We start from the raw sequence: 24,430 nt of genomic DNA on the forward strand, positions 1-24,430 counted from the left end.
CAGGCAAGATGAAGGTCTGCAAGTCAGAACACAGGAAGCTGATCGTGACCGAAGCCTTTATTGTCGTTCAAACCGCCGAACAAGCCGTCGATCGGCTTGCCGCTCTGCACGAGCGGGCCACCACGGCGTTGAGTCAGGCGCTCAAGCGTTATCTGAAGGACCGCATCGAACCCGACGCCGAACAGCGTGCGATGTTTCGTTATCCGGAATTACGCCTGACCTACCTTTGTCAGGGCGAAGTCCCACAGACCACGCGGGCTTACGCCAAAGTCCAGTTGCCGGGGACCTACAGTGTCACCGTCACCCATCCGGCGGCATTCCGTAAGTATTTGCTGGAACAGCTGGTGCCGCTGATGCACGACTTCACCGTGACGGTGGAGGTCGGCGTCAGTGAGCAGAACATCCCGTATCCGTACGTGGTCGAGCAGGGCGATGAACTGGCGGGCTCTGGCGTCACTGCGGCGGTACTGGCGCGAGTGTTCCCGAGCACCGATTTGTCGGCTGCCACCGACGGTATTGCCGATGGTTTGTACGACTGGGAAAACACCGACCCGTTGCCATTGGCGTTGTTCGATGCCGCGCGAGTGGATTTCTCTCTGCGCCGTCTGGTGCACTACACCGGCAGCGACTGGCGCCATGTGCAGCCGTGGATCCTGCTGACCAACTACCACCGTTATGTCGACCAGTTCATCACCCATGGCCTGGAGCAACTGCGCACCGATCCGCGTTTCGTGCGCATGGTCTTGCCAGGCAACGTGATCATCGAAAAGAGCATGGATCACGGCGAAGCGTCTTCCATTGCCGCGGGCGTGGTCTGGCACCGTTATCAAATGCCGGCCTATCACCTGCAAGCCTCTGACGGCCACGGTGTCACCCTGGTGAACATTGGTGTCGGCCCGTCCAACGCCAAGAACATCACCGACCACTTGGCTGTATTGCGCCCGCATTGCTGGCTGATGATCGGTCACTGCGGCGGCCTGCGGCAGTCGCAGACCATCGGTGACTACGTGCTGGCCCACGCTTATATGCGTCGTGACGGGATTCTCGACCGGGTGGTGCCGCCAAACATTCCGATTCCGGCCTTGGCCGAAGTGCAGATGGCCTTGCAGCAAGCGGCAGCCAACGTCACCGGCGAAAAGGGCGATGACCTGAAAAAACGCCTGCGCACCGGCACCGTGCTGACCTACGACGACCGTAACTGGGAATTGCGTTGGGCCCAGGAGCGTCCGTTGATCAACCTGTCTCGCGCGGTTGCCGTGGACATGGAAAGCGGCACCATCGCTGCGCAAGGCTATCGTCTGCGCGTGCCGTACGGCACCTTGCTGTGTGTGTCGGACAAGCCGCTGCACAGCGAAATCAAGTTGCCGGGTTCGGCCAACGCCTTCTATGAGCGTGCGGTCAGCCAGCACTTGAAGATCGGTATCGCGGCGGTGGATCTGCTGCGCACCGAGCTCAACTCGTTGCACTCGCGCAAACTGCGCAGCTTCGACGAGCCGCCGTTCCGCTGATTGTTGTCATGGTCATTTAGCGGTCGGGGCACTAGCATTGGCAGCCCTGACCGTTAGATGTTGTTTTTGCCATGCCGCGTCCTCCTCGTCCTGCTTCCCGCCGCCCCGGCGCGAAACCTGCGCAATCCTCTTCAGCCCCGCGACGTGTTGCCAAAGCACCGCCGGCCGAGCCGAAGCTGATTCTGTTCAACAAACCCTTCGATGTGCTGACGCAGTTCAGCGACGGTGAAGGGCGGGCGACGCTCAAGGACTATATCGAGATTCCCGGGATCTACCCGGCTGGACGGCTGGACCGTGACAGCGAAGGCTTGCTGCTGCTGACCAACGATGGCCAGCTTCAGGCGCGCATTGCTGACCCGAAACACAAGTTGGCCAAGACCTATTGGGTACAAGTGGAAGGCGAGCCGAGCGCCGAGCAATTGCAGCGCTTGCGCGAGGGCGTCGAGTTGAATGACGGCATGACCTTGCCGGCGCAGGCGCGGCAACTGGAAGAACCTGAGCTATGGCCGCGTAACCCGCCGGTGCGCTTTCGCAAAAGCGTGCCGACCAGTTGGCTGGAATTGGTGATTCGTGAAGGGCGTAACCGTCAGGTGCGGCGCATGACCGCTGCGGTTGGCTTGCCGACTCTGCGTCTGGTGCGGGTGCGAATCGGCGACTGGACCATCGAAGGCCTCGATCAGGGCCAGTGGAAAGAAGTGCCGGCGCGCTTATAAAGCGCCGGATTCGATCAGGCCGATCACCACACTCTTGATGACGAACGCAGCCACGCCCAGACCCAGCACGAAGAACAGGATGAACGAGCCGAAGCGTCCGGCCTTGGATTTTTTCGCCAGATCCCAGACGATGAAACCCATGAAAATAATCAGGATGCTGACCAGGCCGGTCATCATCCACTCTTCAAATACTGCAGGATCCATCGATTATCTCCAGCGCGGGCGGGGCAAAAAAGGCCGGGGAAGTATACGCCAATGGATATTGGCGGCGCATTGACGTGCGTCGGTCTGCCGCAGGTTTATGTGGCGAGGGGGCTTGCCCCCGTTGGGCTGCAAAGCAGTCCTGAATACTGCAATCGAGTTGTTTCAGGCACAACATATGGACCGCTATACGACCGCTGCGCGGCCGAACGGGAGCAAGCCCCCTCGCCACAAAAGCGGGATTAGCTGCGCAGGTGAGTCAGTGGCAACTCGGTGCTGTTGAGCACCTGGTTCAGTACAAAGCTTGAGCGCACGCTGGTCACGCCTTCAATGCGGGTTAGGTGGCCGAGCAGCAGTTTCTGGTAGTGGTCCATGTCCGGCACCACCACCTTGAGTTGATAGTCGGCGTCCATTCCGGTCACCAGGCTGCATTCGAGCACTTGTGGCAAGGTGCGGATGGCGGCTTCGAAGTTTTCGAAGCGCTCGGGCGTGTGCCGATCCATGCCGATCAACACGTAGGCGGTCAGGCTCAGGCCGAGCATCTTGCGGTCGAGCAGGGCGACCTGGCGGGTGATGTAGCCGTCGTCTTCAAGCTGCTTTACCCGTCGCGAACAAGGCGATGGCGACAGGCCGATGCGTTCGGCGAGCTCCTGATTGGAGATGCGCGCGTCGCGTTGCAATTCCGCCAAAATGCTCAAGTCGTATCGGTCGAGTTTGCTCATGAATCAGGCCTTTGTCTTAACTATTGCGGTGGATTATCTATCCGTGATGAAAAATTGCGCAAGTCATGTTTATTTGAGCAATCTTCGCAATCCTCTGTCGCCACCTCAAGCCTATTCTTATCACCAGAATCACTGCCCGGACAAACAGTCCACAGCGGCCCGCCGAATCAGGCCAGCCGCGGCCACCACTCCCACAGGGGTTGAGTTGGCCCCCGGGCTACACACTGTCCAGAAGACGGAGTGAGGTGAGCCGACGTCAAAAGCGTCGAGCACGGACGAAGTTCTCAAAGGGAGGCCGACGGGTCTCCCTTTTTTATTGCCCGCGAAACACCTTTTATGGCCTGCAAAATAAGTCTCGTGACTGATAACCTGTTGCTGAACCGGCCTGTGCTTTACCAGTCTTACGTATAGGTCACCACCGTAGTGAGGAATAGCATGAAGTCGCGCATCTGGCGTATGGCAGGTGTTGGTGTGTTGTGTGCAAGTGTCAGCGCACCATTGCTGGCAGAAGGTCAGGGTGGGGAGGAACTCCTTCGTAGGCAGCAACAGCAGCAACAGCAGCAGCAACACAATAACGGTGGTGGTCAGCACGAGCGTGGCGGTGAAGGTCATCAGGGAGGTAATCAACCGCGTCCCGAAAACAACCCGCCTCGCGTGGAAAACATCCAGCAGCACCCGCAAAACAATCAACCTCGCATCGAGCCCAACCAGCCACGTCCCCAATTCAATCAGCCACGTCCACAGCCTGAAATCATTCGCGGCAACAACAGCCGTCAGTTCGAACACAACGATCAGAATCAGGGAGGCGACTGGCAGAACCGTCAGCGACACGAGCCCAATGGCCAGGTTCAAGTTCGACCCGCGCCTGCGCCGGCGAACAACTTGCCGATCCAGGGTCGTCCGGACACTGTTCGCCAAACCCAGGAGCCACAGCGCGGCTACTATCAGGACGTTCCACGGCGTAACGATTACAACCAGCGTTGGCAGGCCGGTGGTCGCGATGAGCATCGGGATGAGCGTCGCTGGCCGGGACGTCCGGAAGGACATGGCAACGGCTGGGGTGATGGTCCGCGGTATCGGCCAGGTCAAATAATCGACCGCTTCCCTGAGCGCCACGACCGTGTGCCGTACCGTGGGCAGGATTACTTCTACTCCGGTGGCTATTGGTATCGCCCGAACGGGCCGCGTTATGTGGTGGTCCAACCGCCTCGCGGGATCCGTGTGAGGTATCTGCCCGATTACGCTCAGGAGGTGTGGATCGGTGGCGCGCTGATGTTTCTGGCAGCAGGCGCATACTACGCCTACGAGGAAAGCACTCAAGACTACGTTGTGGTTGAGCCACCGGTAGGCAACCCGGAACCACAACCCGTCAGCAGTGGTTATGACGTGGTGGCGTACCCGATCAATGGGCAGTCGCCCGAGCAGGTCACTCAGGACGGTTACGATTGTTATCGTTGGGCGGTCCAGCAGAGCGGGTTTGATCCACGGACCGTGACCTATCAGCCGGCGCCACAGGTGGTACAGACTTACCGCCAGGCCGAAGGCAATTGCCTTGTCTCACGCGGTTATCAGGTCACTTTCTGATTCCGGACGGCTGTCACCATTTCCTGCGGGTCGGCGTGCACCAACACTTCGGCTCGCGGGTAAACGGCGTGAATGGCGTCCGCTGCTTGATCGCTGATGCCGTGAGCGACTGACAGCGTCAGCTCCCCCGGCAACTCCAGGTGCAATTGCACGAACCAGTGACTGCCGGAGATCCGCGTTCGCAAGTCGTGTGCGCCAAGTACACCGGGCACGCTGCACGCCAGTTCGAGCATGTGCTGGCTGACGTCCGGTGGCAGTTCTTCATCCATCAGCACGGCAAAACTTTCCCGGGCGATTTGTATTGCGCTCCACAAAATGTAGACGGCGATCCCCAGGCCGAACCAGGCATCGACTTGATGCCAGCCAAAACCGGCCAGTACCAACGCGACCAGGATGCTGCCGTTGAGCATCATGTCGGAACGGTAATGCAGTGAGTCGGCACGCACCGCGCTGGAGCCGGTTTCGCGGATCACCCGGTGTTGCAGCATCAGCAGCGCCAGGGTCAGGACCAGGGAAAAGATGATCACGCCAATGCTGATCCACGGCGCGCCCACCGGTTCCGGGTGTTTCAGGCGCTCGAATGCCTGATACGCGATCAATACCGCGCTGCCGCCGATGAACAGTGCCTGAGCCATGCCCGACAAGGATTCCGCCTTGCCGTGCCCGTAGCGGTGATCGTCATCGGCCGGGCGCAACGCGTAATGCACCGCCAACAGATTGAGCAGCGACGTCACGCCGTCGAGTGCCGAGTCCGTCAGCCCGGCGAGCATGCTCACCGATCCGCTCAGCCACCAGGCAATGGCCTTGGCGACAATGAGTGTGCTCGCCACCGCTACAGAGGCGCGGGTGGCGAGGCGTAACAGGCGAGCGTGTTCCGGGCTGCTGGTCATAGGTGGAGCGTTTCCTCGGTGTTGTGCATCAAGCAGCGGGTTGCAGGCCGAGCAAGGCCAGTTGCTGAACGCTGCCCTTGTGCTGGATCAGGCGCGGATCATCCAGCGGGAAGCTGCGGCCCAGTTCGCTTTCGAGAATGGCCTGCAACTTGTGGTTATCGACCTTGCCGTCGGCATCAATGGCCTGCTGGAGTTTCTCCGGCGCCACTTGTGCGGTCTTGCCGGGTTCGAAGTAAATCGCGCCGGTGGTGAAGTCTATGGCAAACGCGACGAGTCCGGGGATGATATAGAACAGCAGGCCCACGGCGTCGAGCGCGGCAATCGCCGGGTCGATCTTGCCATCGATCTGGCCCCGGCGATCCGGGTAGAAAATCGAACCGCATGCGGTCACTTGGGTCAGCAGGGTTGCAACCAATAGACCGCCAATCAGGCGAAATGGAGCACGCATAATAAATCTCCTGAGCAAACTTGAAACGAAACGTCGTCGGTATGAATTAGGACCGTGATTAACGCCAGGCAGTTCGCCGTTATACTCGCCGCGGCAGGGCGTGCCCACAGTAAATTACGGTCGCGCCTCACCCCGGTAAGATTACGTGAGGATTGATGTTTGGTGTTCCCAGATCGACAACGCATGACGGCGGTTAACGTTTTTCGGGGTTCAGCCCTGCGGGTTGAAACTGTGGCCGCGCCATGCTGCGTTGCGGGACTTGGTAAGGAAACGACCCTTACCGGCGTCCCGCGCCGTGCCTGGCACGCCCACAGCTTCAACGCGACTCGCAATTTACTGTGGGCACGCCCTGTGGAGCCAGCATGAACTCTTTGCCAATTGATGAAGTTTTACCCGCGCTGCGTGAAGCCTTGGCGACACGCCACGAAGCCGTGCTCGAAGCACCGCCCGGCGCCGGTAAAACCACCCGCGTACCATTGGCGATGTTGGATGAGCCATGGCTGGCCGGGCAAACCATCCTCATGCTTGAACCGCGTCGGCTGGCCGCGCGGGCGGCGGCCGAACGGCTGGCCAGCGAGCTCGGCGAGAAAGTCGGCGAAACCGTCGGATACCGGATTCGCCTGGACAGCAAGGTTGGGCCGAACACGCGCATCGAAGTGGTCACCGAAGGCATCCTCACGCGTCGCTTGCAGGAGGACCCGGCGCTGGACGGTGTGGGTCTGCTGATTTTCGACGAATACCACGAGCGTAGTCTCGATGCCGACCTCGCGCTGGCCCTGAGCCTGAATGGCCGCGAGTTGTTTCGGGATGAGCAGCCGCTGAAGATCCTGCTGATGTCGGCGACGCTTGAAGGCGAGCGCCTCGCCGGACTGCTGAATGACGCACCGATCCTGCGCAGCGAAGGTCGCATGTACCCGGTGACGATGCGCTGGGGCCGGCCGTTTCAGCCAGGTGAATTCATCGAGCCACGAGTGGTGCAAACCATTCTCGACGCGCTGAACGATGAAGCGGGCAGCTTGTTGGTGTTCCTACCCGGGCAAGCGGAAATCCGTCGCGTGCATCAGCAGTTGGCGGATGCCTTGGGCGAGCGTTCCGAGGTGTTGCTCTGCCCGTTGCATGGCGAGCTCGATCTGGCGGCGCAGCGTGCGGCCATCGATCCGGCGCCACCCGGCCAGCGCAAAGTGGTGCTGGCCACCAACATCGCCGAAACCAGTTTGACCATTAATGGCGTGCGCGTAGTCATCGACGCCGGGCTGGCGCGAGTGCCGCGTTTCGACCCCGGCAGCGGCATGACCCGCCTCGACACCCAGCGCATCTCCCGCGCCAGCGCCACCCAGCGTGCCGGCCGCGCAGGACGGTTGGAACCGGGCGTGTGTTATCGGCTCTGGTCGCAGGATCAACACGAACAACTGGCGGCCTACGCCAGCCCGGAAATTCTCTCTGCCGACCTTGCCGGGCTTGCCCTGCAGCTCGGGCGTTGGGGCGTGACGCCTGGACAGTTGATCTGGCTCGATGTACCTCCGGCGGCGGCTTATGCACAGGCGCAGGACTTGCTCGAACGCCTTGGCGCGTTGCAGGGTTCGTCCGCTGAAGACTGGAAACTCACTCGCCACGGTCAGGCCATGGCCGAACTGCCGGCGCATCCGCGTATCGCGCATCTGTTACTGCGTGGGCAAGCGTTGGGGCTGGCGAACATGGCTTGCGACGTCGCTGCATTACTCGGTGAACGGGACATTTTGCGCGGTGTCGGTGCGGATCTGCACAGTCGTCTGGTGCTGTTGTCCGGCGAAGAACGGGCGGCGCGTGGTGCTCAGGGTGGTGTGCAGCGGGCGCGGCAATTGGCCCGGCAATATCGTGGTTATCTGCGTGGCAAAGCCGAGTCGCCGGTCAGCGATCCGGAGCATCCGCGCTGGCTCGGCGCGTTGCTGGCGCTGGCTTATCCAGACCGCGTCGCCCAACAGCGCCGCGCCGGTGGTGCGGAGTATCGTCTGGCCAACGGTCGTGCGGCGTTGTTCGCCGAGGCCGACAGCCTGATGAAACAACCTTGGCTAGTGATCGCCGACCTGGGTAGCCGTCAGGGGCAGCGCGAAGAACGGATTTATCTGGCGGCGGATTTTGATCCGGCGCTGTTCGATTCGGTGTTGGCGGAGCAGGTGCGTTGCGTCGATCAACTCGATTGGGACGAGCGCGAAGGCGTGCTGCGGGCCGAGCGTCAGCGCAAGGTGGGCGAGTTGGTGCTCAGTCGCGAACCGTTGACCGGTCTTGATGAAACCGCGCGCAGCCAGGCGTTGGTCAATCTGGTGCGCCGTAAGGGGTTGGAGCTATTGCCGTGGACCCCGGAGTTGCGTCAGTGGCAGGCGCGAGTGGCATTGCTGCGTCAGCTGGACTTGAACAAGCAGGGCGAGAGTGAGTGGCCGGACGTCAGTGATGCGGCGTTGCTGGCCAGTCTGGAACACTGGTTGATGCCGTACCTGGGACGGGTTTCACGGCTCAGCCATTTCGCCAGCCTGGATGTGTCGAGCTTTGTGCATAACCTGCTGCCGTGGCCATTGCCGCAACGCCTCGATGAGCAGGCGCCGCATCATCTGAGCGTGCCCTCCGGTTCATCGATTCGTCTGGATTACAGCGAGCAGCCACCGATTCTCGCGGTGCGTTTGCAGGAGCTGTTCGGCCTTGCCGAAACCCCGCGCATTGCCGGTGGCCGGCAGGTGGTCAAGCTGCATTTGCTGTCACCGGCACGGCGGCCGGTGCAGGTCACCCAGGACCTGGCGAACTTCTGGCGCAGCACTTATGCCGAGGTGAAGAAGGACCTCAAGGGCCGTTATCCGAAACATTACTGGCCGGATGACCCGTTGGTGGCCGAGGCCACGGCGCGGGCCAAGCCGCGTAAGTAGACGGGCTTTAGTGCGCAGTGGCGGACACTAATCCTGTGGCGAGGGGGCTTGCCCCCGTATGAACCTGTCACTACGTTTTATCAGGTACACCGCATTTGCCGATTTACGACTGCTACGCAGCCAAACGGGGGCAAGCCCCCTCGCCACAGGTTATTTATTTGCTCTAGGGGGCGACGGGGAGTAGAAACCGTGCAATCACCGGCAGGTGATCGGAGATGCGCAGCGTATCGTCCTGCCGTACTTGCGCTTCAATCCGTTTGATCCGCGGGCTGTAGAACAGGTAGTCGACGGTGCGGTCCGGGCCGTTGAGGTCGGGGTCGTTAGGGTAATGGGTCAGCCACTGGTCCCGATCGACACCGCTGGCCTCGTTGTTGGTCGGGATCATCGGGTACTTGTCCCACAACACATGCAGCGCGCTGTCGGCGGAATAGGGCGAGCGCTGTTCGGGCGCGAGGCGTTGATACTGGCCCAGCGGCAACAGGTTGAAGTCGCCACCGATCAGCCACGGCGTGCCGCGACCTTCATACGCGTCGAGTACCTTGGCAACCGCTGTCACCTTCGCCTGCTGGGCCCCATCAGGCTGCACTGCCCGATCGAGGTGAGTGTTGAGTACCGCCATTTGCCCGCCATCGCGCAGTGGCAGGTAACTCACCAACAGGGCGTTTTTCGGCTGGAACTGACGGCTGATGAAATTGATTGGCGCTTCAGGCAACTGCAGGCGTTCGGCGTGTTCGATCTGGTAGCGGCTCAAGGTCGCCAATTGCCGGCCAACGCTGCCGAAAATATGCGGATCGGGAACGAAGTCGGCCTTCCAGTCGAAGGCGTGCGTGCTGCAAGGATAGAGGTCGGCCAGGCGTTCCTGGAGCAACTTGAGCTGGTTCTGATAACCGCTGGCCTTGGCGTCATCATCCAGTTCCTGCAACAGGACCAGGTCCGGCTGCTCATCGCGGATGACCCGTGCCACTTCATCAAGGCTGAAGGCCATGTCTTCCGGAGTCGGACTTTCGTCAGGGCCGTGAGCCAGGTCATTCCAGAACACATAGCGTTTGCCTGCCAGGTACTGGACGTTCCAGGTCATCACCTTCAAGGCCTGCCCCGGCACCAGCACAGGTGCGCTGGTGCTGCAACTGACGGGGAGCGTTTCCTTGGCGTCGGGGCGCCAGGTCAGGCTGTAGAGAAAGGAAAACAGCAGGCTGACGAGTATCAGCAGGCCCAGCAGGGTGTAGCGCAGTAGGCGGGTCATGGCTCGGCTTATGGCGTTACAAAGTTGAGCCCGAGCATAACCGAGGCCGGCCCAGACCCCAAGGGTAGAGCTGTCAGGCGCTGCCTTCGGTTTTGTCGGGGGCCTCGCTGATCAACATGAACAGACGAAACAGCACCACGCTGGTGAACAGTTGCAGAAAGCTGTGGACGCTTTCGATGATCAGCGACAGTGCGGGGTTCTGCGGCTCCGGATAGATGGCCATGCTCGCGCCTTTGAGCATCCACAACGGGCCCATCACGCAGAGAATGCACAGCAGGATGCGCAGGAAATTGCCGCGGGCCAGGCGCATGCTTTCCCGGATGGCCTCCAGTGGCTGCATGTTGCGCAGCACCAGCAGGTATTCGGCAAAGGCGAGCATCACCATCAGCCAGATGCCTGGCAGGAAATACAGCGACAACCCCACCAGAATCAGCAAGGTGTTGACCGCCGTCAGCAGCGCAAAGCGTGGCCACAGGCTGAGCGACGCCGACAACAGGGCCAGGGTGCGCGGCGATTCGCCACGGCTGCGGGCATCGAGAAACAGGATCAGCGCAGCGGTGTACAGCGGATACACCAGCAACCCGACAATCACGCTATAGCCGGGAAAGGCATCTGGCCCCTGGGAGTGGTCGACCAGTTGCTGAAGCAAGGCTTCAAGCACGACCAACGGCAGACACAGCGGCACGATGCGGCCCAGGTTGCGCTGGAAGAAATACAGGGAGTCGCGGAGTACGTCTAACGGATTCATCGGTCGCTTTCGCTGATTACAAAGTATGTCGACACTGTAACCGATGCGACCGGTAGTCGAGCAAACGTAAACGTTCGGTAAAGGCCATTGAAACAATCAGCAACAGCCCCATAACTAGGGGGGCACCTTATCCATAAGGGAAAAGGGCAACGATTTTCCGGCAATCTATGAGGTCGCCATGAACAGCGAAGAACAAACCCTGATCGATGGACTGTTTTCACGGCTGCAACAGGCCGAAACGGATTCAGCCCCACGCGATGCTCTGGCCGAGGCGCGGATCAAGGAGCACCTGAGCCGCCAGCCAGCAGCGGGCTATTTCATGACTCAGGCGATTCTGGTGCAAGAGGCGGCGATCAAGAGCCTCGACGAGCAAAACAAACAGCTCACCCAGCAAATTCAGCAACTGCAAGCCGAACTGCAACAAGCCAGGGCCCAGGCCTCCGCACCGGCACCGAGCAACAGCGGCGGTGGTTTCCTGTCGAGCATCTTCGGTGGCTCCCGTGATCCACAGCCTGCACCGGCCCAGAGCGCTCCAGCGTCGAGCGGCGGCTGGCGTGAACCGGCGCGGCCTTCTGCGCCACCGCCACAAAACTATGGCGCGCCACAGCAGGGCTTTGGTGCCCCACAACAGAACTATGCGGCACCCCAGCAACAGGCGCCGGCAGCCGGCAGCAGCTTTCTCGGCGGGGCCTTGAAAACCGCAGCCGGCGTGGCCGGTGGTGTGATGCTGGCGCAGGGCATCAGCAGCCTGTTCCACAGCAATCAGCAGCAGCCGCAGGAAATCGTTGAAGTCATCAAGGAAGAGCCGGCTCAAGTGAATGACAACGAGCGCCTGGCCAACAACGACTCCTGGAACAACAACGATCAGGGTGGGTTTGCAGACGCCGACGACAGCGACGACAGCTCATTCTTCGGTGGTGATGACGACGATTCCTTCGTCTGATACGCCATTCGTCCGGGGCCTTGTTGCGCCCCGGACTGATTATTCGCGGAACATTCCTTCTGACTGGCATACTGGGCGACTTTTCGGACCTTGGGTCTGATCAATCGCCTGCGCTTGTGCGCGCCATGAGGATTTGCGGTGAAGAAGATCGCGGTGTTCGCCGATGTCCAAAACCTCTATTACACCGTGCGCCAGGCCTACGGTTGTCATTTCAACTACGCCGCCCTCTGGGCTGACGTCAGTCAGCGCGGGCAGATCGTCGAGGCCTATGCCTACGCCATCGATCGCGGCGACAGCAAGCAGCAGCAATTCCAGCAAATCCTGCGCAACCTCGGCTTCATCGTGAAGCTCAAGCCCTATATCCAGCGCAGCGACGGCTCGGCCAAGGGCGACTGGGACGTGGGTATCACCCTCGACATCATGGACGCCGCCGATCACGTCGACGAAGTGGTGCTGGCCTCGGGGGACGGTGATTTCGACATGTTGCTGGAGCGGATCATCGCCAAGCACGGTGTCGAAGCGGTGGCCTATGGCGTGCCGGGGCTCACCGCCAATTCGCTGATTCGCGCGGCCAGCCGTTACGTGCCAATCGAAGGCGCGTTGCTGCTTAAAAACTGATTATTGAACCCAAGGAACAGGTTTGGAACGCATAGCTGTCATCGACTTTGAAACCACCGGAATCTCCCCGAGCAGCAGCTGCCGGGCCACGGAAATTGCCGTGGTGATTCTTGAACAGGGGCGCATTGTCGACCGTTACCAAAGCCTGATGAACGCCGGTGTGCGCATCCCGGCCTTCATCGAGCAACTGACCGGTATCAGCAACGCCATGCTGCGCACTGCACCCTCGGCCGAGCAGGTGATGAATGAGGTCAACGAATTCGTCGGTATCACGCCGCTGCTGGCCCACAACGCCGCCTTCGACCAGAAGTTCTGGGACTTTGAGCTTGGGCGAATCAAACGCACACGCTTGCAGAATTTTGCCTGTTCGCTGTTACTCGCCCGGCGCCTGATGCCGGCTGCGCCGAACCACAAACTCGGCACCCTCACCACCTTCGCCCAATTGCCCCACACCGGTCAGGCTCACCGGGCGATGGCCGACGCCGAAATGGCTGCCAACCTCACCGCGCATTTGGCGCAAGAACTGCGGCAGAAACACGGTTTGCGCGAGCTGTCCCATGATCTGCTGTGCAGCTTGCAGAAAGTGCCGGCGGCGAAGATCAACGAACACCTCAAGCGCCATCGCGGTTTCTAAGGTTGATCGTTCCCACTCGGAGTGAATGATCGTTCCCACGCTCCTGCGTGGGAACGCCTCACCGAACGCTCCGCGTCCGCTCTTGATGTGACACGATGATGCTTTGAAAAGTGTACCGGCCTTATAAACAGGTTTTGTAACTTAAGTTCCGTCTGTCGGCTTTCTAAAATAACGCTCCTGTCCTGCCTTCGAGCATCCCATGCCTGGTCTACGCCGTTTCCCGTTACCGCTGATAGGTGCCTTTTTTGCGTTGTACGTGATCTGGGGATCGACCTACTTGGTGATTCGCATTGGCGTGCAGTACTGGCCGCCGCTGATGCTGGGCGGCATTCGTTTTATTGTTGGCGGGACGCTGATGTACGCCTTCCTGCGCTGGCGCGGTGTGCCAGCACCGACCTGGCCGCAGTGGAAGGCGGCGGGGCTGATCGGGATTTTGTTGCTCAGTTTTGGCAACGGCGCGGTCAGCATGGCCGAGCACACGGGCGTGGCCTCTGGCGTTGCGGCCTTGGCGGTGGCGACAGTGCCGTTGTTTACCTTGCTCTGCGGGTATTTCTGGGGCACGCGTAATACCCGTCTGGAATGGGCGGGGATTGTGCTGGGGCTGATCGGTATCGCCATGCTCAATCTGGGCTCCAATCTGCAATCGAGCCCTTTGGGGGCTGTGCTGCTGATTGGTGCGGCGGCAGCCTGGGCGTTTGGTTCGGTGTGGAGCAAACATTTGCCAATGCCTCAGGGGGCGATGTCCAGTGCGGCGCAAATGCTGGTCGGCGGCGTGGTGTTGTTGATCGGCAGCGCGCTGACGGGCGAACACCTGGAAAGCCTGCCGCCGCTTGAGGGGTGGGTCGCAATGATGTACCTGGTGGTGTTCGGCTCGATCGTCGCCTTCAACGCCTATATGTACCTGCTGAAAAACGTCCGCCCGGCGGCGGCCACCAGTTATGCCTACGTCAACCCGGCAGTGGCGGTGTTGCTGGGGATCGTTTTTGCCGGAGAAAGCATCGGTATTGAAGAAACTGTGGCGATGGCAGTGATCATCAGTGCCGTGCTGCTGATCAGTCTGCCGCAGTGGCGACGTGCTCCTGAGCGGCCTGCGGTCCTGGTGCCGACAGAATCCCGTGTGAATTAGGGTAAACTGCGCGCCATTGCACACTCGCGCTGATTTTTCCTACGGTATTCCCATGACTTTCGCCACTCTTGGCCTGATCGAACCCTTGCTGCGCGCCCTTGAGACGCTCGGTTACCAGACCCCGACCCCGGTGCAGACGCAAGCCATTCCAGCGGTGCTGGCCGGTCGCGACCTGATGGCTGCGGCCCAGACCGGCACCGGCAAGACCGCCGGTTTCGCCGTGCCGCTGTTGCAGTTGCTGGCCATGGAAGGGCCGAAAGTCACCAGTAACTCGGTACGTGCGCTGATCCTGGTACCAACCCGCGAACTGGCCGAGCAGGTTCATGAAAGCGTGCGCCAGTATGCCGAGAACCTGCCGCTGAGCACCTACGCGGTGTACGGCGGCGTCAGCATCAACCCGCAAATGATGAAGCTGCGCAAAGGTGTCGACCTGCTGGTCGCCACGCCTGGTCGCCTGCTGGACCTGTTCCGCCAGAACGCGCTGAAGTTCAACCAGTTGCAAACCCTGGTGCTGGACGAAGCCGACCGCATGCTGGATCTGGGTTTCTCCGAAGAACTGGCGAACATTTACAAGGCGCTGCCGAAAAAGCGGCAGACGCTGCTGTTCTCCGCGACCTTCTCCGATGCGATTCGCGAGTTGGCCGGGAAAATGCTCAATGATCCGCTGAGCATCGAAGTCAGCCCGCGTAACGTTGCCGCCAATACGGTCAAGCAATGGGTGGTCACGGTCGACAAGAAGCGCAAGGCCGAGCTGTTCATCCACTTGCTGCGCAAGAATCGCTGGAAGCAGGTGCTGGTGTTTGCCAAGACCCGTAACGGCGTAGACGCGTTGGTGGAAAAACTCCAGGGCCTGAGCGTGAATGCCGACGGTATTCACGGCGACAAACCACAAGCCACTCGCCAGCGCGCACTGGACCGTTTCAAGGCCAGTGAAGTGCAGATTCTGGTGGCCACTGACGTCGCGGCCCGTGGCCTGGATATCGAAGACTTGCCGCTGGTGGTGAACTTCGACCTGCCGATCGTTGCCGAGGACTACATCCACCGTATCGGTCGTACCGGTCGTGCAGGCGCGACGGGTGAAGCGATTTCGCTGGTGTGTGCCGATGAAGTGAATCAGCTGTCGGCCATCGAGATGCTGACGCGTCAGACCTTGACCCGTCATATGGAGCAGGACTTCGAGCCTGAGCACCGTGTGCCGGACACTGACGCCAGCGGCCAGGTGGTCAAGAAACCGAAAAAGCCGAAGAAGCCCAAAGTCTCCGGTGGCGGCAAACGCAACCTCGGCAAGTGGGTGGAAAGCGGTGATGCTTCGGCGCCGGAGCCTTCGGTCAAGCCTGTGCGAAAAGTGCCGGTGTTCAATACCGGGCCGCGTAAGCGTAAGCCTTAAGCCCCCCGACAATGATCGTTCCCACGCGTGGGAACGATCAGCTTCTGTGTTTCAGCCACTCCACCATCCCCAACCCCGCTACTCGCCCACTGGCGAAACACGCGGTCAGTAGATAGCCACCCGTTGGCGCTTCCCAATCGAGCATTTCCCCCGCGCAGAACACGCCAGGCAGCTGCTTGAGCATCAGGTTTTCATTCATTGCCTCGAACATCACGCCACCGGCGCTGCTGATGGCTTCGTCCAATGGGCGGGTGTTGACCAGCGTCAAGGGCAAGGCCTTGATCGCATTGGCCAGTAAAAGTGGGTCAGTGAAGCATTCGGCCGGTGTCAGTTCGCGTAGCAGTGCAGCCTTGACCCCGTCGAGACCGAGCTGGCTGTGCAAGTGTTTGGCCATGGAGCGCGAACCGCGGGGCTTACTGAGCGCCGACTGGATTTTATCCACAGGCCTGCCGGGCAGCAGGTCGAGATGAAGGGTGGCCGAGCCGGTTTGATTTATGGTCTCGCGGATCGGCGCCGACAACGCGTAAATCAAACTGCCTTCGATGCCGGTCGCAGTGATCACGCATTCGCCGAGTCGCGGTACATCATCGTTTAAGCCGATGGCGATATTTTTCAGCGGGGCTCCGGCGAATTTGCTGACCATCAGCTCGCTCCAGGCCTTCACCTCGAAACCACAATTGCTCGGTTGCAGTGGCGCCAGGGCAACTCCGCGCTGTTCCAGCGGCAGCGTCCAGGCGCCATCCGAACCCAAGCGGGACCAACTGCCGCCACCCAGCGCCAGTAACAGTGCATCGGCGCTGATCGCCTTTTCACCGTCAGGGCTATCGATGCGCAGGCTGTCATCGGCGTTCCAGCCCAGCCAGCGGTGGCGGGTGTGGATAACGACGCCGGCCTCGCGCAGGCGTTTGAGCCAGGCACGCAGTAGCGGGGCGGCTTTCATGTCGGTCGGAAACACACGGCCAGAGCTGCCGATGAACGTTTCGATACCCAAACCATGAATCCACTGGCACAAGGCTTCGGCGCCGAATTCGCGCAGCAACGGGGCGATGTGCGGGGCGCGCTCGGCGTAACGCGCCAGAAATGCCGGGTAGGCTTCGGAATGGGTAATGTTCATGCCGCCGACGCCGGCCAGCAGGAATTTGCGACCCACCGAGGGCATGCCGTCGTACAGATCGACCTTGACCCCGGCCTGGCTCAGCACTTCTGCGGCCATCAGGCCGGCAGGGCCGCCGCCGATGATGGCGACGTGGTGAGGGAGGTTGGCAGAGGGCTGGGTCATGGCGTGAGCTGCGGTTCGGCGGAATAAGCGGCGCATTCTAGCAGGACAACCGAGGTGTACCCATCGCGGGCAAGCCTTGCTCCTACGGAGTGGTGTGTTGCTGGTTAAAAAGTGCTCAATGGTTTGCAGGCTATGCGCACTAGGGCCTGTAGGTCCTTTCGCTCAGGTTATCCACAGGCCGTTCCACAGGCATTGTGGGTAAAGCATCCACACCTCAGTGACAACCTGATGACTGCCAGACCCGTTGTGCGCTGTGATGGAGGATGCCATGGCGTCGCGCCAGGGCCTGGCGGTCCTTGCTGTAGCCGCCGCCGATCACCCCGACCACCGGAATATCGCGCCCCAGGCAATGGCGCAGTACGCTTTCATCGCGGGCGGCGACGCCTTCATCGGTCAGTTTCAGGTAGCCCAGCGCGTCATCTTTATGCACATCGACACCGGCGTCATACAGCACCAGGTCGGGCTGATAGAGCGGCAGCAGGTAATTCAGCGCGTCATCGACGACTTTCAGGTAATCCTCGTCGCCCATGCCCATGGGCAGCGCAATGTCCCAATCGCTTTTGGCCTTGCGTGCAGGAAAGTTCTTTTCGCAGTGCAGGGAAACCGTCACCGCGTCCGGGGTATGTTCCAGTATGCGTGCGGTCCCATCGCCTTGATGCACGTCGCAATCGAAGATCAGTACCCGACCGACGCGACCGCTTTCCAGCAGGTAATGGCTGATTACTGCCAGGTCATTGAAGATGCAGAAGCCCGCCGGGTGATCGTAATGGGCGTGATGCGTGCCGCCGGCCAGATGGCAGGCCATGCCGTGTTCCAGCGCCTGCTCGGCGGCCAGCAATGAACCGCCGACCGCGCGCACGGTGCGTCGGGCCAGCGCTTCGTTCCACGGCAGGCCGAGCCGCCGCTGGTCTTCGCGGGACAACTCGCCGCTCATATAGCGTTCGATATACACAGGGTCATGGGCGAGGGCGAGAATCTCGGCGGGGCAGATTTCCGGGCGCAATAACTGGTGATCAGCGGTCAGACCACAGTCCACCAGGTGATCGCGCAGCAGTCGGAACTTGTCCATGGGAAAGCGATGTTCCGCCGGGAACTCGGGGCTGTAGTCTTCGTGGTAAATCAGCGGCAGCGACATGGCGATTTCATGGAGTGAATGAGTGAAGGATCCTACCAGCGATGTAGACTTGTTTGCAGGGGAACGGAGGGGGAACGATGGAGCCGATACTGCAACTCGAGAGCGCGCGGCTGCTGATGCGCCAATGGCGCGATGAGGATTTGCCGGCGTTTGCGGCGATGTGCGCCGACCCACAGGTCATGCGCTACTTTCCGGCGCCCTTGAGCCGCCTGGAAAGTGCGGCATTGATCGGGCGAATCCGTGGGCATTTCGCTGAACATGGTTTCGGTTTGTGGGCGCTGGAGCGCAAGGACACCGGCGCGTTCATCGGTTTTACCGGATTGGCGGTGGTCGGGTTCGAGGCTGCTTTCACCCCGGCGACCGAAATCGGCTGGCGTCTGGCCCGTGAGCATTGGGGGCTGGGTTACGCCAGTGAAGCGGCCTGGACCGCTCTGCGTTGCGGCTTTGACCGTTTGGCGCTGGACGAAATCGTGGCGTTTACCACCGAAGCCAACTTGCCTTCGCAGAAAGTCATGCAAGCCATTGGCATGCATCACGACCCTGCGGCGGATTTCGAGCATCCCAAACTGGCGGTCGATCATCCGCTACGCCGCCATGTGCTGTACCGCATTACCCGCGAACAATGGTTGGAAACCTTGCATGGATAAGCTGGCGGGGATGTTTACAATGGGCTCATGGTTGGCCCTGGCCACTATCTGAATCGACCGCCGCAGCCAAGACTGCGCGGCATTGCTCTGTGTGAGGAGAGTCTGAATGAGCCATGTGTTGGATGATCTGGTCGACTTGCTGACCCTGGAACCGATCGAAGAAAACCTGTTTCGCGGTCGCAGCCAGGACCTGGGTTTTCGTCAGCTGTTCGGCGGACAGGTATTGGGCCAGTCCCTTTCCGCGGCCAGCCAGACGGTCGAAGACGCGCGCCATGTGCATTCGATGCACGGTTATTTCCTGCGTCCGGGCGATGCGGGGATGCCGGTTGTCTATCAGGTGGATCGGGTGCGCGATGGCGGCAGCTTCAGCACTCGCCGCGTGACGGCGATCCAGAAGGGCAACCCGATCTTCACCTGCAGCGCATCGTTCCAGTACGACGAAGAAGGCTTCGAACACCAGACCGCGATGCCGCAAGTGGTCGGCCCGGAAAACCTGCCGTCGGAGCTGGAAATCACTCAGCAACGCGCGCATTTGATTCCCGAGCACATGCGCGAAAAGCTGCTGTGCCCCAAGCCGATCGAAGTCCGACCGGTCACGGAGAAAGACCCGTACAACCCGCAACCGGCCGACCCGATCAAGTACGTCTGGTTTCGCGCCGACGGTGCGTTGGCCGACTCACCGGCGCTGCATAAATACCTGTTGGCCTATGCCTCCGATTTCGGTTTGCTGACCACCTCGATGTTGCCGCACGGCAAGTCGGTCTGGCAGAAAGACATGCAAGTCGCCAGTCTCGATCACGCCTTGTGGTTCCACGCCGACCTGCGCGCCGATGACTGGTTGCTGTACGCCATGGACAGCCCTTGGGCCGGCAATTCTCGCGGCTTCTCACGCGGCAGTGTGTTCAACCGCGCCGGCAAGCTGGTGGCGTCGGTGACACAGGAAGGGCTGATTCGTCATCGCAAGGATTGGGCATGAGTCTCTCCGAGGTGCGGCATTGGGTGTTCGACATGGACGGCACGCTGACTGTGGCCGTGCACGATTTCGTGGCGATTCGCCAGGCGCTGGCGATTCCCGCTGAACACGACATCCTCACCCATCTTGCGGCGCTGCCGGCCGATGAAGCCGCAGCGAAACACGCCTGGTTGCTGGAACATGAACGCGACCTGGCCCTGGGCTCCAAACCGGCTCCCGGTGCGGTGGAACTGGTGCGTGAACTGGCGGGGCGCGGCTATCGACTCGGCATTCTCACCCGCAATGCGCGCGAGCTGGCCCATGTCACGCTTGAGGCGATTGGCCTGGCTGACTGCTTTGCGGTGGAGGATGTATTGGGTCGTGATGAAGCACCGCCCAAACCGCATCCGGGTGGCCTGCTGAAATTGGCCAAAGCCTGGGACGTAGCGCCGAGCGAGCTGGTGATGGTCGGCGATTATCGCTTCGACCTGGATTGCGGGCGCGCGGCGGGGGCACGGACGGTGCTGGTGAATATGCCGGAGAATCCATGGCCGGAATTGGCCGACTGGCATGCGCAGGATTGTGTGGCGTTGCGGCAGATGTTGTCGGTTTGAGAGTGCCGTTGTGGCGAGGGAGCTTGCTCCCGTCGTAAACCGGCGAATGGGTTGTACCTGATAATCCGCGGCGACCAGTTTCGGGGTCGCTTTGCCCGAGCGCAGACCGACCCGCGGGAGCAAGCTCCCTTGCCACAGTTGTTCGGCGCTACTGAAACAAGGCCTTCTGCCCCTCGGGCGAAGTGAACATCTTGTCCCCGTTATGCCCGACGCCGGGCACTTCGATCAGATGCTGATTCAACCCTTCGGGATGGCGCTGCTGCAGGTAGTCAAAGTAGCGATGTCCACGAACCAGCCGAGACGCGCCCTGCGTCTCGGCAGCGCAGCTTCTGTCGAGTGCCGGATGATGCGGGTTGGTGTCTCGCTGACCGAGCAAATAGGTGATGTTGCGCTGGACGTAGCCTTGCTCCAGTTGCTGCGGCGTTTGCCCGTTGGCGTAGTCCGGCAGTTTCAGCAGCCCGTACTTCCAGTCGTTGAAACCGGGGCAACGCGCGGCATTGAACGGCACCGGCCGCTGCTCATCGAAATACGCATACGAAGACGGGTTGGCGATCACGTAGCGCACGCTGACGCCCGCCGCTTGCAGTGCCGGCTGATCGTGGCCGAGCAGTGCATAACGTTGCACCACTTGTGCGCCACCGGAATGGCCGGCGATGACGACTTCTTTCAGGGTTGGAAACTGCTGGCGATCGCTCAGGCGTTGCAGAATCTTGTCGAGCACCGCATAAGAACTCAGCGGATTCGCTCCGATGGACGGCTCGCCGGCCATCCAGTCATCACCGCGCCAATGCAGCAGACTGTCGGGCAGTTGATGGCGTGCGATGTCGCTTTCATTAAGAAATTGCGGCGCTATCACCAGGGTGGTTGCGCTTTGTCCGGCCTGCTCGGCGGCTCTTTCCGCGCTCTGGCGGTAGGTTTCGGCATTGCGCAAGCGCCCGTGAATCACGATCAGTACACGCTGGATTTGCGGTGACGACTGGCTTATGCCAACCGCCAGTTCGGAGTCGCCCATGTTCAGCCGACCAGGGCTGATGAGCTTGACCGCATGCTCGCTAGCCAACAGGTTGGCGCTGCCGAATAACAGAGCGAATACCAGCAGCCAGCGCGTGCGCATTTAGAGGCTCTTCGTCGAGAAGGTGTCGCATTGACTGACCTGGCCCTGGGCGAAGCCGGTCTTGAACCAGCGAACCCGTTGCGCCGAGGTACCGTGGGTGAAGGAGTCCGGGACCACGCGGCCCTGACCCTGTTGCTGCAAACGGTCGTCGCCGATGGCATTGGCGGCGTTCAGGGCTTCTTCGACGTCACCCGGCTCCAGCCAGTTCAGGCGTTTTTGCGCGTTGTTGGCCCAGACACCCGCTAGGCAATCGGCTTGCAATTCCTGACGCACCAGCAGACCGCCGTCACCTTCCATGCGCAGACCTTTTTGACGTGCGGCCTGGATCTTGGCGGATACACCGAGCAAGGTTTGCACGTGATGGCCGACTTCGTGAGCAATCACGTAAGCCTGGGCGAAATCGCCAGCGGCACCGAAGCGTTGAGACATTTCCTTGAAGAAACTCATGTCCAGATACACCCGTTGATCTGCCGGGCAGTAGAACGGACCGGTCGCCGAGGAGGCGCCACCGCAGCCGGAATTCACTCGGCCACTGAACAGCAGCAGCTTCGGCGCCGTGTATTGGCGACCGGCTTGCTGGAAAATCTGGCCCCAGGTGTCTTCGGTGTCGCCGAGGATCCGCGCGACAAACTCGGCCTGTTGATCATTGGCTGGCGGCGCCTTGCGGGTTTGCACGGTTTGCGTGGTAGCCGGGGCTGACTGTTGGTTCATCTGTCCGGCCAACTGCCCGAGAATCTGCATCGGGTCCTGGCCCGTGATCCAGCCGATGCCGACGATCAGCACGATGGCCGTCAGGCTCAGTCCCTTGCCACCGCCAAAGCGCATCCCGCCGCCGTCACCAGCACCGCCAGCATCCTCACCGCGTGCATCGACCACGTTGTCACTGCGGCGGCCTTTTTTCCATAGCATGTGGGAATCCTCTGTTTACGCGTGGTGATGAGTGTTGCTGGTGGCTGGGATGGGCGCCAGGTTGATGGTCAGACTATGCCGAATAAAAGGCAGTATGGCATTCACCTGCAAAAACGCTGGCGGCAGACCAGCTTCGGCGAACGTCTCAGGCATCACGCGGGCTGTTTGGTTCCCTCGCCGGTAGTCGTTGAGCGCGGCAACGTGCTCTCCCGTTCGTACGCGGTTACGCCAGCGATATGTCGCGCGGCGATGTAGCCGAAGGTCAAGGCCGGACCAAGATTGATCCCGCCGGCGGGGTAGTAGCCGCCCATGATGCTGGCCATATCGGTGCCCGCGGCGTAGAGCCCGTGGATGGCTTGCCCATCGCCGTCGAGTACTTGCGCGTGTTGATTGACCTTCAGCCCGGCGAATGTGCCAAAGCAGCCTGGCTGGACCTTGACGGCGTAGAACGGACCTTTGTCGATCGGCGCGACGCAGGGGTTGGGTTGCTGGAGTGGATCGCCTTGCTTGCGGTTGTAAGGTGTGGAGCCACGACCAAACTGCGGGTCTTCACCTTTTCGCGCATGCTGGTTGTAGTGCGCCACGGTGGTTTCCAGCGCGCTGGGGTCGATGCCACAGGCCACAGCCAGTTCTTCAATAGTGTTGCCGGTTTTCAAGTAGCCGCTGCGAATGAACGGTGTGACGGGTAACGGGAAGGGGCGGGAAATTCCCAGGCCGTAACGACGTTGAAAGTGATGGCTGCAAATCAGCCAGGAGGCGACTTCTTCATCGGCCGGGGCGGCGGCGACCATTGCCGTGACGTAATCGTAGTAACCGTTGGCTTCGTTGACGAAGCGCTGGCCGTTGCGCAGCACGCCGATGATTCCCGGTTTGCCACGCTCGATGATGTGCGGGAAGTGACCGACGCTGCCGTCCTTGTAGGGCACCTGAGAAACCGGTGCCCAGGCCACCGGTGATTCGAGGTCGGTCTTTATCTGGCCGCCGACGCTTTCGCCCAGCCGCAGGCCGTCGCCCGAGGCACCGAGCGGCGGCAGCGCCAGATGCTCAACGCCAGTGGGCGTGCGTGGGAACAGGGTCTTGCGCCGTTCGATGTCGTTGGGAAAACCACCGGCCGCCAGCACCACGGCTTGCCGTGCGCGGATCTGGATAACGCCGTTGGCGCTGTGGATAACCGCGCCATTGACCCGGTTGCCGTCACGCAGCAGCCCGGTTACAGGCGCTGACTCCCAGAGCAGAACGCCGAGGTCTTCAGCCGATTTTGCCAAACGCGCCACCAGCGCCACGCCATTCACCAGTTGCATCGCGCGACCGTGTAGCGCGAGGTCGAGCAGGTGTCGGCTGAAACGCCGGGTCGCGTGCCAGAACGCGGACCAAGAGCGGGTCAGATTGAGGAACGCCGACAGGTCGGCGCCGGCCATGATCGGCATGCCCATGAACGAGGTTTCACGCATCGTTGTTCGCAGCCGCTTGAGCAACCTGCCGACCTTGCGTGCGTCGTAAGGCGCGGCGATCACCGAGCGTCCGCCGGTTCCGGCGCCCGGTGTGTCGCCGTGAATATCGGCGATGCCGTTGCCGTCGGCAAATTGCAGCGAGGTGTGCTCCTCAAAGAACGCGACCATGCGCGGGCCGGCTTCGAGGAAAGCCTCGATCAGCGCCGGTTCGTAGCGTTCGCCGAGTTCGTGTTTGAGGTAGGTGCGCGGCAGGTCGACGTCTTCAATGATGCCGGCGCGGCGGGCCAGTGGATTGCACGGCACCCACGCCCAGCCACCGGACCAGGCCGTGGCGCCGCCGAACACCGGATCTTTTTCCACGACGATCACCTTGAGCCCGTGCCAGGCCGCGGTGACGGCGGCGGACAAACCCGCCGCACCGGAGCCGACAATCAGCACATCGCAGTCGACTGCAGGGGGAAAAGTGGATTTGGCAGGCATGCTGGCTGACTCCGACGATCTTGTTATTTTGGAATTTAATTCCAAAAAATATACGGAGCCGGTTTGGAAACGACAAGGTCGTCCCGGCGCAAAGCGCTATTTTCGGGCGGTTATCGGACACTGCAGTTCCACATTTCACATTCACCCGGTTGTCTTCTAGAATCGGCAAAATTTAGTCTGGAATCGCACC

At 61.0% G+C, this 24,430-nt stretch carries 23 protein-coding genes; 12 read left to right on the forward strand and 11 right to left on the reverse strand.

All coding sequences use genetic code 11. From position 1 onward, the window contains the following. Positions 1–8: 8 nt before the first annotated feature. Entirely contained in the window at positions 9–1,508 is a 1,500-nt protein-coding gene (amn, locus tag AC1RJ3_RS18190; RefSeq protein ID WP_162491269.1) for an AMP nucleosidase, read from the forward strand. 71 nt (positions 1,509–1,579) lie between these two features. Then, entirely contained in the window at positions 1,580–2,221 is a 642-nt protein-coding gene (locus tag AC1RJ3_RS18195) for a pseudouridine synthase (protein WP_493079692.1), read from the forward strand. Here the strand turns inward: AC1RJ3_RS18195 and AC1RJ3_RS18200 are convergent. Beyond that, positions 2,216–2,425: a DUF2788 domain-containing protein gene (locus AC1RJ3_RS18200; RefSeq protein WP_003185724.1), complete on the reverse strand. Its 210-nt coding sequence runs from the start codon at positions 2,423–2,425 to the stop codon at positions 2,216–2,218. The genes AC1RJ3_RS18195 and AC1RJ3_RS18200 overlap by 6 nt on opposite strands. 239 nt (positions 2,426–2,664) lie before the next feature. Then, positions 2,665–3,144: an Lrp/AsnC family transcriptional regulator gene (locus tag AC1RJ3_RS18205; RefSeq protein ID WP_007894448.1), complete on the reverse strand. Its 480-nt coding sequence runs from the start codon at positions 3,142–3,144 to the stop codon at positions 2,665–2,667. Positions 3,145–3,579: 435 nt separating this feature from the next. Here AC1RJ3_RS18205 and AC1RJ3_RS18210 point away from each other — a divergent pair, with 435 nt between their 5' ends. Continuing rightward, positions 3,580–4,728 (forward strand): DUF6515 family protein, encoded by a 1,149-nt coding sequence (locus AC1RJ3_RS18210; RefSeq protein ID WP_493079695.1) that lies wholly within the window; start codon positions 3,580–3,582, stop codon positions 4,726–4,728. Here the strand turns inward: AC1RJ3_RS18210 and AC1RJ3_RS18215 are convergent. Both AC1RJ3_RS18215 and AC1RJ3_RS18220 read right to left on the reverse strand, forming a co-directional pair. Beyond that, positions 4,713–5,618, reverse strand: coding sequence for a cation diffusion facilitator family transporter (locus tag AC1RJ3_RS18215; RefSeq protein WP_054594185.1), 906 nt, complete (start codon positions 5,616–5,618; stop codon positions 4,713–4,715). The genes AC1RJ3_RS18210 and AC1RJ3_RS18215 overlap by 16 nt on opposite strands. A 28-nt stretch (positions 5,619–5,646) precedes the next feature. Further along, positions 5,647–6,066, reverse strand: a complete 420-nt coding sequence (locus tag AC1RJ3_RS18220; RefSeq protein ID WP_054594184.1) for a hypothetical protein — start codon at positions 6,064–6,066, stop codon at positions 5,647–5,649. Positions 6,067–6,428: 362 nt separating this feature from the next. Between AC1RJ3_RS18220 and hrpB the strand changes: the two genes are divergently transcribed. After that, positions 6,429–8,960 carry an ATP-dependent helicase HrpB gene (hrpB, locus tag AC1RJ3_RS18225; protein WP_493079698.1) on the forward strand — a complete coding sequence of 844 codons (2,532 nt, stop codon included), beginning with the start codon at positions 6,429–6,431 and terminating at the stop codon, positions 8,958–8,960. 163 nt (positions 8,961–9,123) lie between these two features. Here the strand turns inward: hrpB and AC1RJ3_RS18230 are convergent, their stop codons facing one another. Next, positions 9,124–10,203, reverse strand: coding sequence for an endonuclease/exonuclease/phosphatase family protein (locus AC1RJ3_RS18230; protein WP_493079700.1), 1,080 nt, complete (start codon positions 10,201–10,203; stop codon positions 9,124–9,126). Positions 10,204–10,276: 73 nt separating this feature from the next. After that, a complete protein-coding gene (locus tag AC1RJ3_RS18235; protein ID WP_054594181.1) occupies positions 10,277–10,951 on the reverse strand; it encodes a YciC family protein in 675 nt (224 codons plus the stop codon). 178 nt (positions 10,952–11,129) lie between these two features. Between AC1RJ3_RS18235 and AC1RJ3_RS18240 the strand changes: the two genes are divergently transcribed. The 5 genes from AC1RJ3_RS18240 to rhlE1 all read left to right on the forward strand — a co-directional run bounded on the left by AC1RJ3_RS18240 (position 11,130) and on the right by rhlE1 (position 15,659). Then, entirely contained in the window at positions 11,130–11,894 is a 765-nt protein-coding gene (locus tag AC1RJ3_RS18240; RefSeq protein WP_103317480.1) for a DUF2076 domain-containing protein, read from the forward strand. Between the two features lie 138 nt (positions 11,895–12,032). After that, positions 12,033–12,512, forward strand: coding sequence for a LabA-like NYN domain-containing protein (locus AC1RJ3_RS18245; protein WP_019691557.1), 480 nt, complete (start codon positions 12,033–12,035; stop codon positions 12,510–12,512). Positions 12,513–12,534: 22 nt separating this feature from the next. Beyond that, the gene (locus AC1RJ3_RS18250) at positions 12,535–13,146 is read left to right on the forward strand and encodes a 3'-5' exonuclease (RefSeq protein WP_347928096.1); all 612 of its coding nucleotides are present in this window, start codon (positions 12,535–12,537) and stop codon (positions 13,144–13,146) included. A gap of 199 nt (positions 13,147–13,345) precedes the next feature. Then, on the forward strand, positions 13,346–14,272 hold the full coding sequence (gene yedA / locus AC1RJ3_RS18255; protein WP_054594178.1) for a drug/metabolite exporter YedA: 927 nt from the start codon (positions 13,346–13,348) through the stop codon (positions 14,270–14,272). 52 nt (positions 14,273–14,324) lie between these two features. Next, the gene (gene rhlE1, locus AC1RJ3_RS18260) at positions 14,325–15,659 is read left to right on the forward strand and encodes an RNA helicase RhlE1 (RefSeq protein ID WP_054594177.1); all 1,335 of its coding nucleotides are present in this window, start codon (positions 14,325–14,327) and stop codon (positions 15,657–15,659) included. Between the two features lie 37 nt (positions 15,660–15,696). Here rhlE1 and AC1RJ3_RS18265 read toward each other — a convergent pair whose 3' ends face one another. Continuing rightward, positions 15,697–16,938, reverse strand: coding sequence for a TIGR03862 family flavoprotein (locus AC1RJ3_RS18265; protein WP_493079704.1), 1,242 nt, complete (start codon positions 16,936–16,938; stop codon positions 15,697–15,699). A gap of 214 nt (positions 16,939–17,152) precedes the next feature. Next, positions 17,153–18,073: a histone deacetylase family protein gene (locus tag AC1RJ3_RS18270; RefSeq protein ID WP_054594175.1), complete on the reverse strand. Its 921-nt coding sequence runs from the start codon at positions 18,071–18,073 to the stop codon at positions 17,153–17,155. Positions 18,074–18,150: 77 nt separating this feature from the next. Between AC1RJ3_RS18270 and AC1RJ3_RS18275 the strand changes: the two genes are divergently transcribed. The 3 genes from AC1RJ3_RS18275 (at position 18,151) to AC1RJ3_RS18285 (ending at position 20,286) form a co-directional block, all read left to right on the forward strand. Next, a complete protein-coding gene (locus AC1RJ3_RS18275) occupies positions 18,151–18,720 on the forward strand; it encodes a GNAT family N-acetyltransferase (RefSeq protein ID WP_054594174.1) in 570 nt (189 codons plus the stop codon). 106 nt (positions 18,721–18,826) lie between these two features. After that, a complete protein-coding gene (tesB, locus tag AC1RJ3_RS18280; RefSeq protein WP_054594173.1) occupies positions 18,827–19,696 on the forward strand; it encodes an acyl-CoA thioesterase II in 870 nt (289 codons plus the stop codon). Further along, the gene (locus tag AC1RJ3_RS18285) at positions 19,693–20,286 is read left to right on the forward strand and encodes an HAD family hydrolase (protein WP_493079707.1); all 594 of its coding nucleotides are present in this window, start codon (positions 19,693–19,695) and stop codon (positions 20,284–20,286) included. Before tesB ends, AC1RJ3_RS18285 begins: the two co-directional genes overlap by 4 nt. A gap of 148 nt (positions 20,287–20,434) precedes the next feature. Here the strand turns inward: AC1RJ3_RS18285 and AC1RJ3_RS18290 are convergent, their stop codons facing one another. The 3 genes from AC1RJ3_RS18290 to AC1RJ3_RS18300 form a co-directional block, all read right to left on the reverse strand. After that, positions 20,435–21,400, reverse strand: a complete 966-nt coding sequence (locus AC1RJ3_RS18290) for a hypothetical protein (RefSeq protein WP_054594171.1) — start codon at positions 21,398–21,400, stop codon at positions 20,435–20,437. After that, the gene (ypfJ, locus tag AC1RJ3_RS18295; RefSeq protein WP_054594170.1) at positions 21,401–22,309 is read right to left on the reverse strand and encodes a KPN_02809 family neutral zinc metallopeptidase; all 909 of its coding nucleotides are present in this window, start codon (positions 22,307–22,309) and stop codon (positions 21,401–21,403) included. A gap of 152 nt (positions 22,310–22,461) precedes the next feature. Then, on the reverse strand, positions 22,462–24,240 hold the full coding sequence (locus tag AC1RJ3_RS18300; protein WP_493079710.1) for an FAD-dependent oxidoreductase: 1,779 nt from the start codon (positions 24,238–24,240) through the stop codon (positions 22,462–22,464). Between the last annotated feature and the right edge of the window lie 190 nt (positions 24,241–24,430).

This window comes from Pseudomonas sp. GW822-FHT04C11 (assembly GCF_058800905.1).

What these genes read in the sequence shown, in the direction of transcription:
- AC1RJ3_RS18200 (WP_003185724.1), bottom strand. Translation starts at nt 2,425, where the DNA reads ATGGATCCTGCAGTATTTGAAGAGTGGATGATGACCGGCCTGGTCAGC.
- tesB (WP_054594173.1), top strand. Translation starts at nt 18,827, where the DNA reads ATGAGCCATGTGTTGGATGATCTGGTCGACTTGCTGACCCTGGAACCG.
- AC1RJ3_RS18275 (WP_054594174.1), top strand. Translation starts at nt 18,151, where the DNA reads ATGGAGCCGATACTGCAACTCGAGAGCGCGCGGCTGCTGATGCGCCAA.
- amn (WP_162491269.1), top strand. Translation starts at nt 9, where the DNA reads ATGAAGGTCTGCAAGTCAGAACACAGGAAGCTGATCGTGACCGAAGCC.
- yedA (WP_054594178.1), top strand. Translation starts at nt 13,346, where the DNA reads ATGCCTGGTCTACGCCGTTTCCCGTTACCGCTGATAGGTGCCTTTTTT.
- AC1RJ3_RS18210 (WP_493079695.1), top strand. Translation starts at nt 3,580, where the DNA reads ATGAAGTCGCGCATCTGGCGTATGGCAGGTGTTGGTGTGTTGTGTGCA.
- AC1RJ3_RS18205 (WP_007894448.1), bottom strand. Translation starts at nt 3,144, where the DNA reads ATGAGCAAACTCGACCGATACGACTTGAGCATTTTGGCGGAATTGCAA.
- AC1RJ3_RS18265 (WP_493079704.1), bottom strand. Translation starts at nt 16,938, where the DNA reads ATGACCCAGCCCTCTGCCAACCTCCCTCACCACGTCGCCATCATCGGC.
- rhlE1 (WP_054594177.1), top strand. Translation starts at nt 14,325, where the DNA reads ATGACTTTCGCCACTCTTGGCCTGATCGAACCCTTGCTGCGCGCCCTT.
- AC1RJ3_RS18270 (WP_054594175.1), bottom strand. Translation starts at nt 18,073, where the DNA reads ATGTCGCTGCCGCTGATTTACCACGAAGACTACAGCCCCGAGTTCCCG.
- AC1RJ3_RS18300 (WP_493079710.1), bottom strand. Translation starts at nt 24,240, where the DNA reads ATGCCTGCCAAATCCACTTTTCCCCCTGCAGTCGACTGCGATGTGCTG.
- AC1RJ3_RS18290 (WP_054594171.1), bottom strand. Translation starts at nt 21,400, where the DNA reads ATGCGCACGCGCTGGCTGCTGGTATTCGCTCTGTTATTCGGCAGCGCC.
- ypfJ (WP_054594170.1), bottom strand. Translation starts at nt 22,309, where the DNA reads ATGCTATGGAAAAAAGGCCGCCGCAGTGACAACGTGGTCGATGCACGC.
- AC1RJ3_RS18230 (WP_493079700.1), bottom strand. Translation starts at nt 10,203, where the DNA reads ATGACCCGCCTACTGCGCTACACCCTGCTGGGCCTGCTGATACTCGTC.
- AC1RJ3_RS18215 (WP_054594185.1), bottom strand. Translation starts at nt 5,618, where the DNA reads ATGACCAGCAGCCCGGAACACGCTCGCCTGTTACGCCTCGCCACCCGC.
- AC1RJ3_RS18285 (WP_493079707.1), top strand. Translation starts at nt 19,693, where the DNA reads ATGAGTCTCTCCGAGGTGCGGCATTGGGTGTTCGACATGGACGGCACG.
- AC1RJ3_RS18220 (WP_054594184.1), bottom strand. Translation starts at nt 6,066, where the DNA reads ATGCGTGCTCCATTTCGCCTGATTGGCGGTCTATTGGTTGCAACCCTG.
- AC1RJ3_RS18235 (WP_054594181.1), bottom strand. Translation starts at nt 10,951, where the DNA reads ATGAATCCGTTAGACGTACTCCGCGACTCCCTGTATTTCTTCCAGCGC.
- AC1RJ3_RS18240 (WP_103317480.1), top strand. Translation starts at nt 11,130, where the DNA reads ATGAACAGCGAAGAACAAACCCTGATCGATGGACTGTTTTCACGGCTG.
- hrpB (WP_493079698.1), top strand. Translation starts at nt 6,429, where the DNA reads ATGAACTCTTTGCCAATTGATGAAGTTTTACCCGCGCTGCGTGAAGCC.
- AC1RJ3_RS18195 (WP_493079692.1), top strand. Translation starts at nt 1,580, where the DNA reads ATGCCGCGTCCTCCTCGTCCTGCTTCCCGCCGCCCCGGCGCGAAACCT.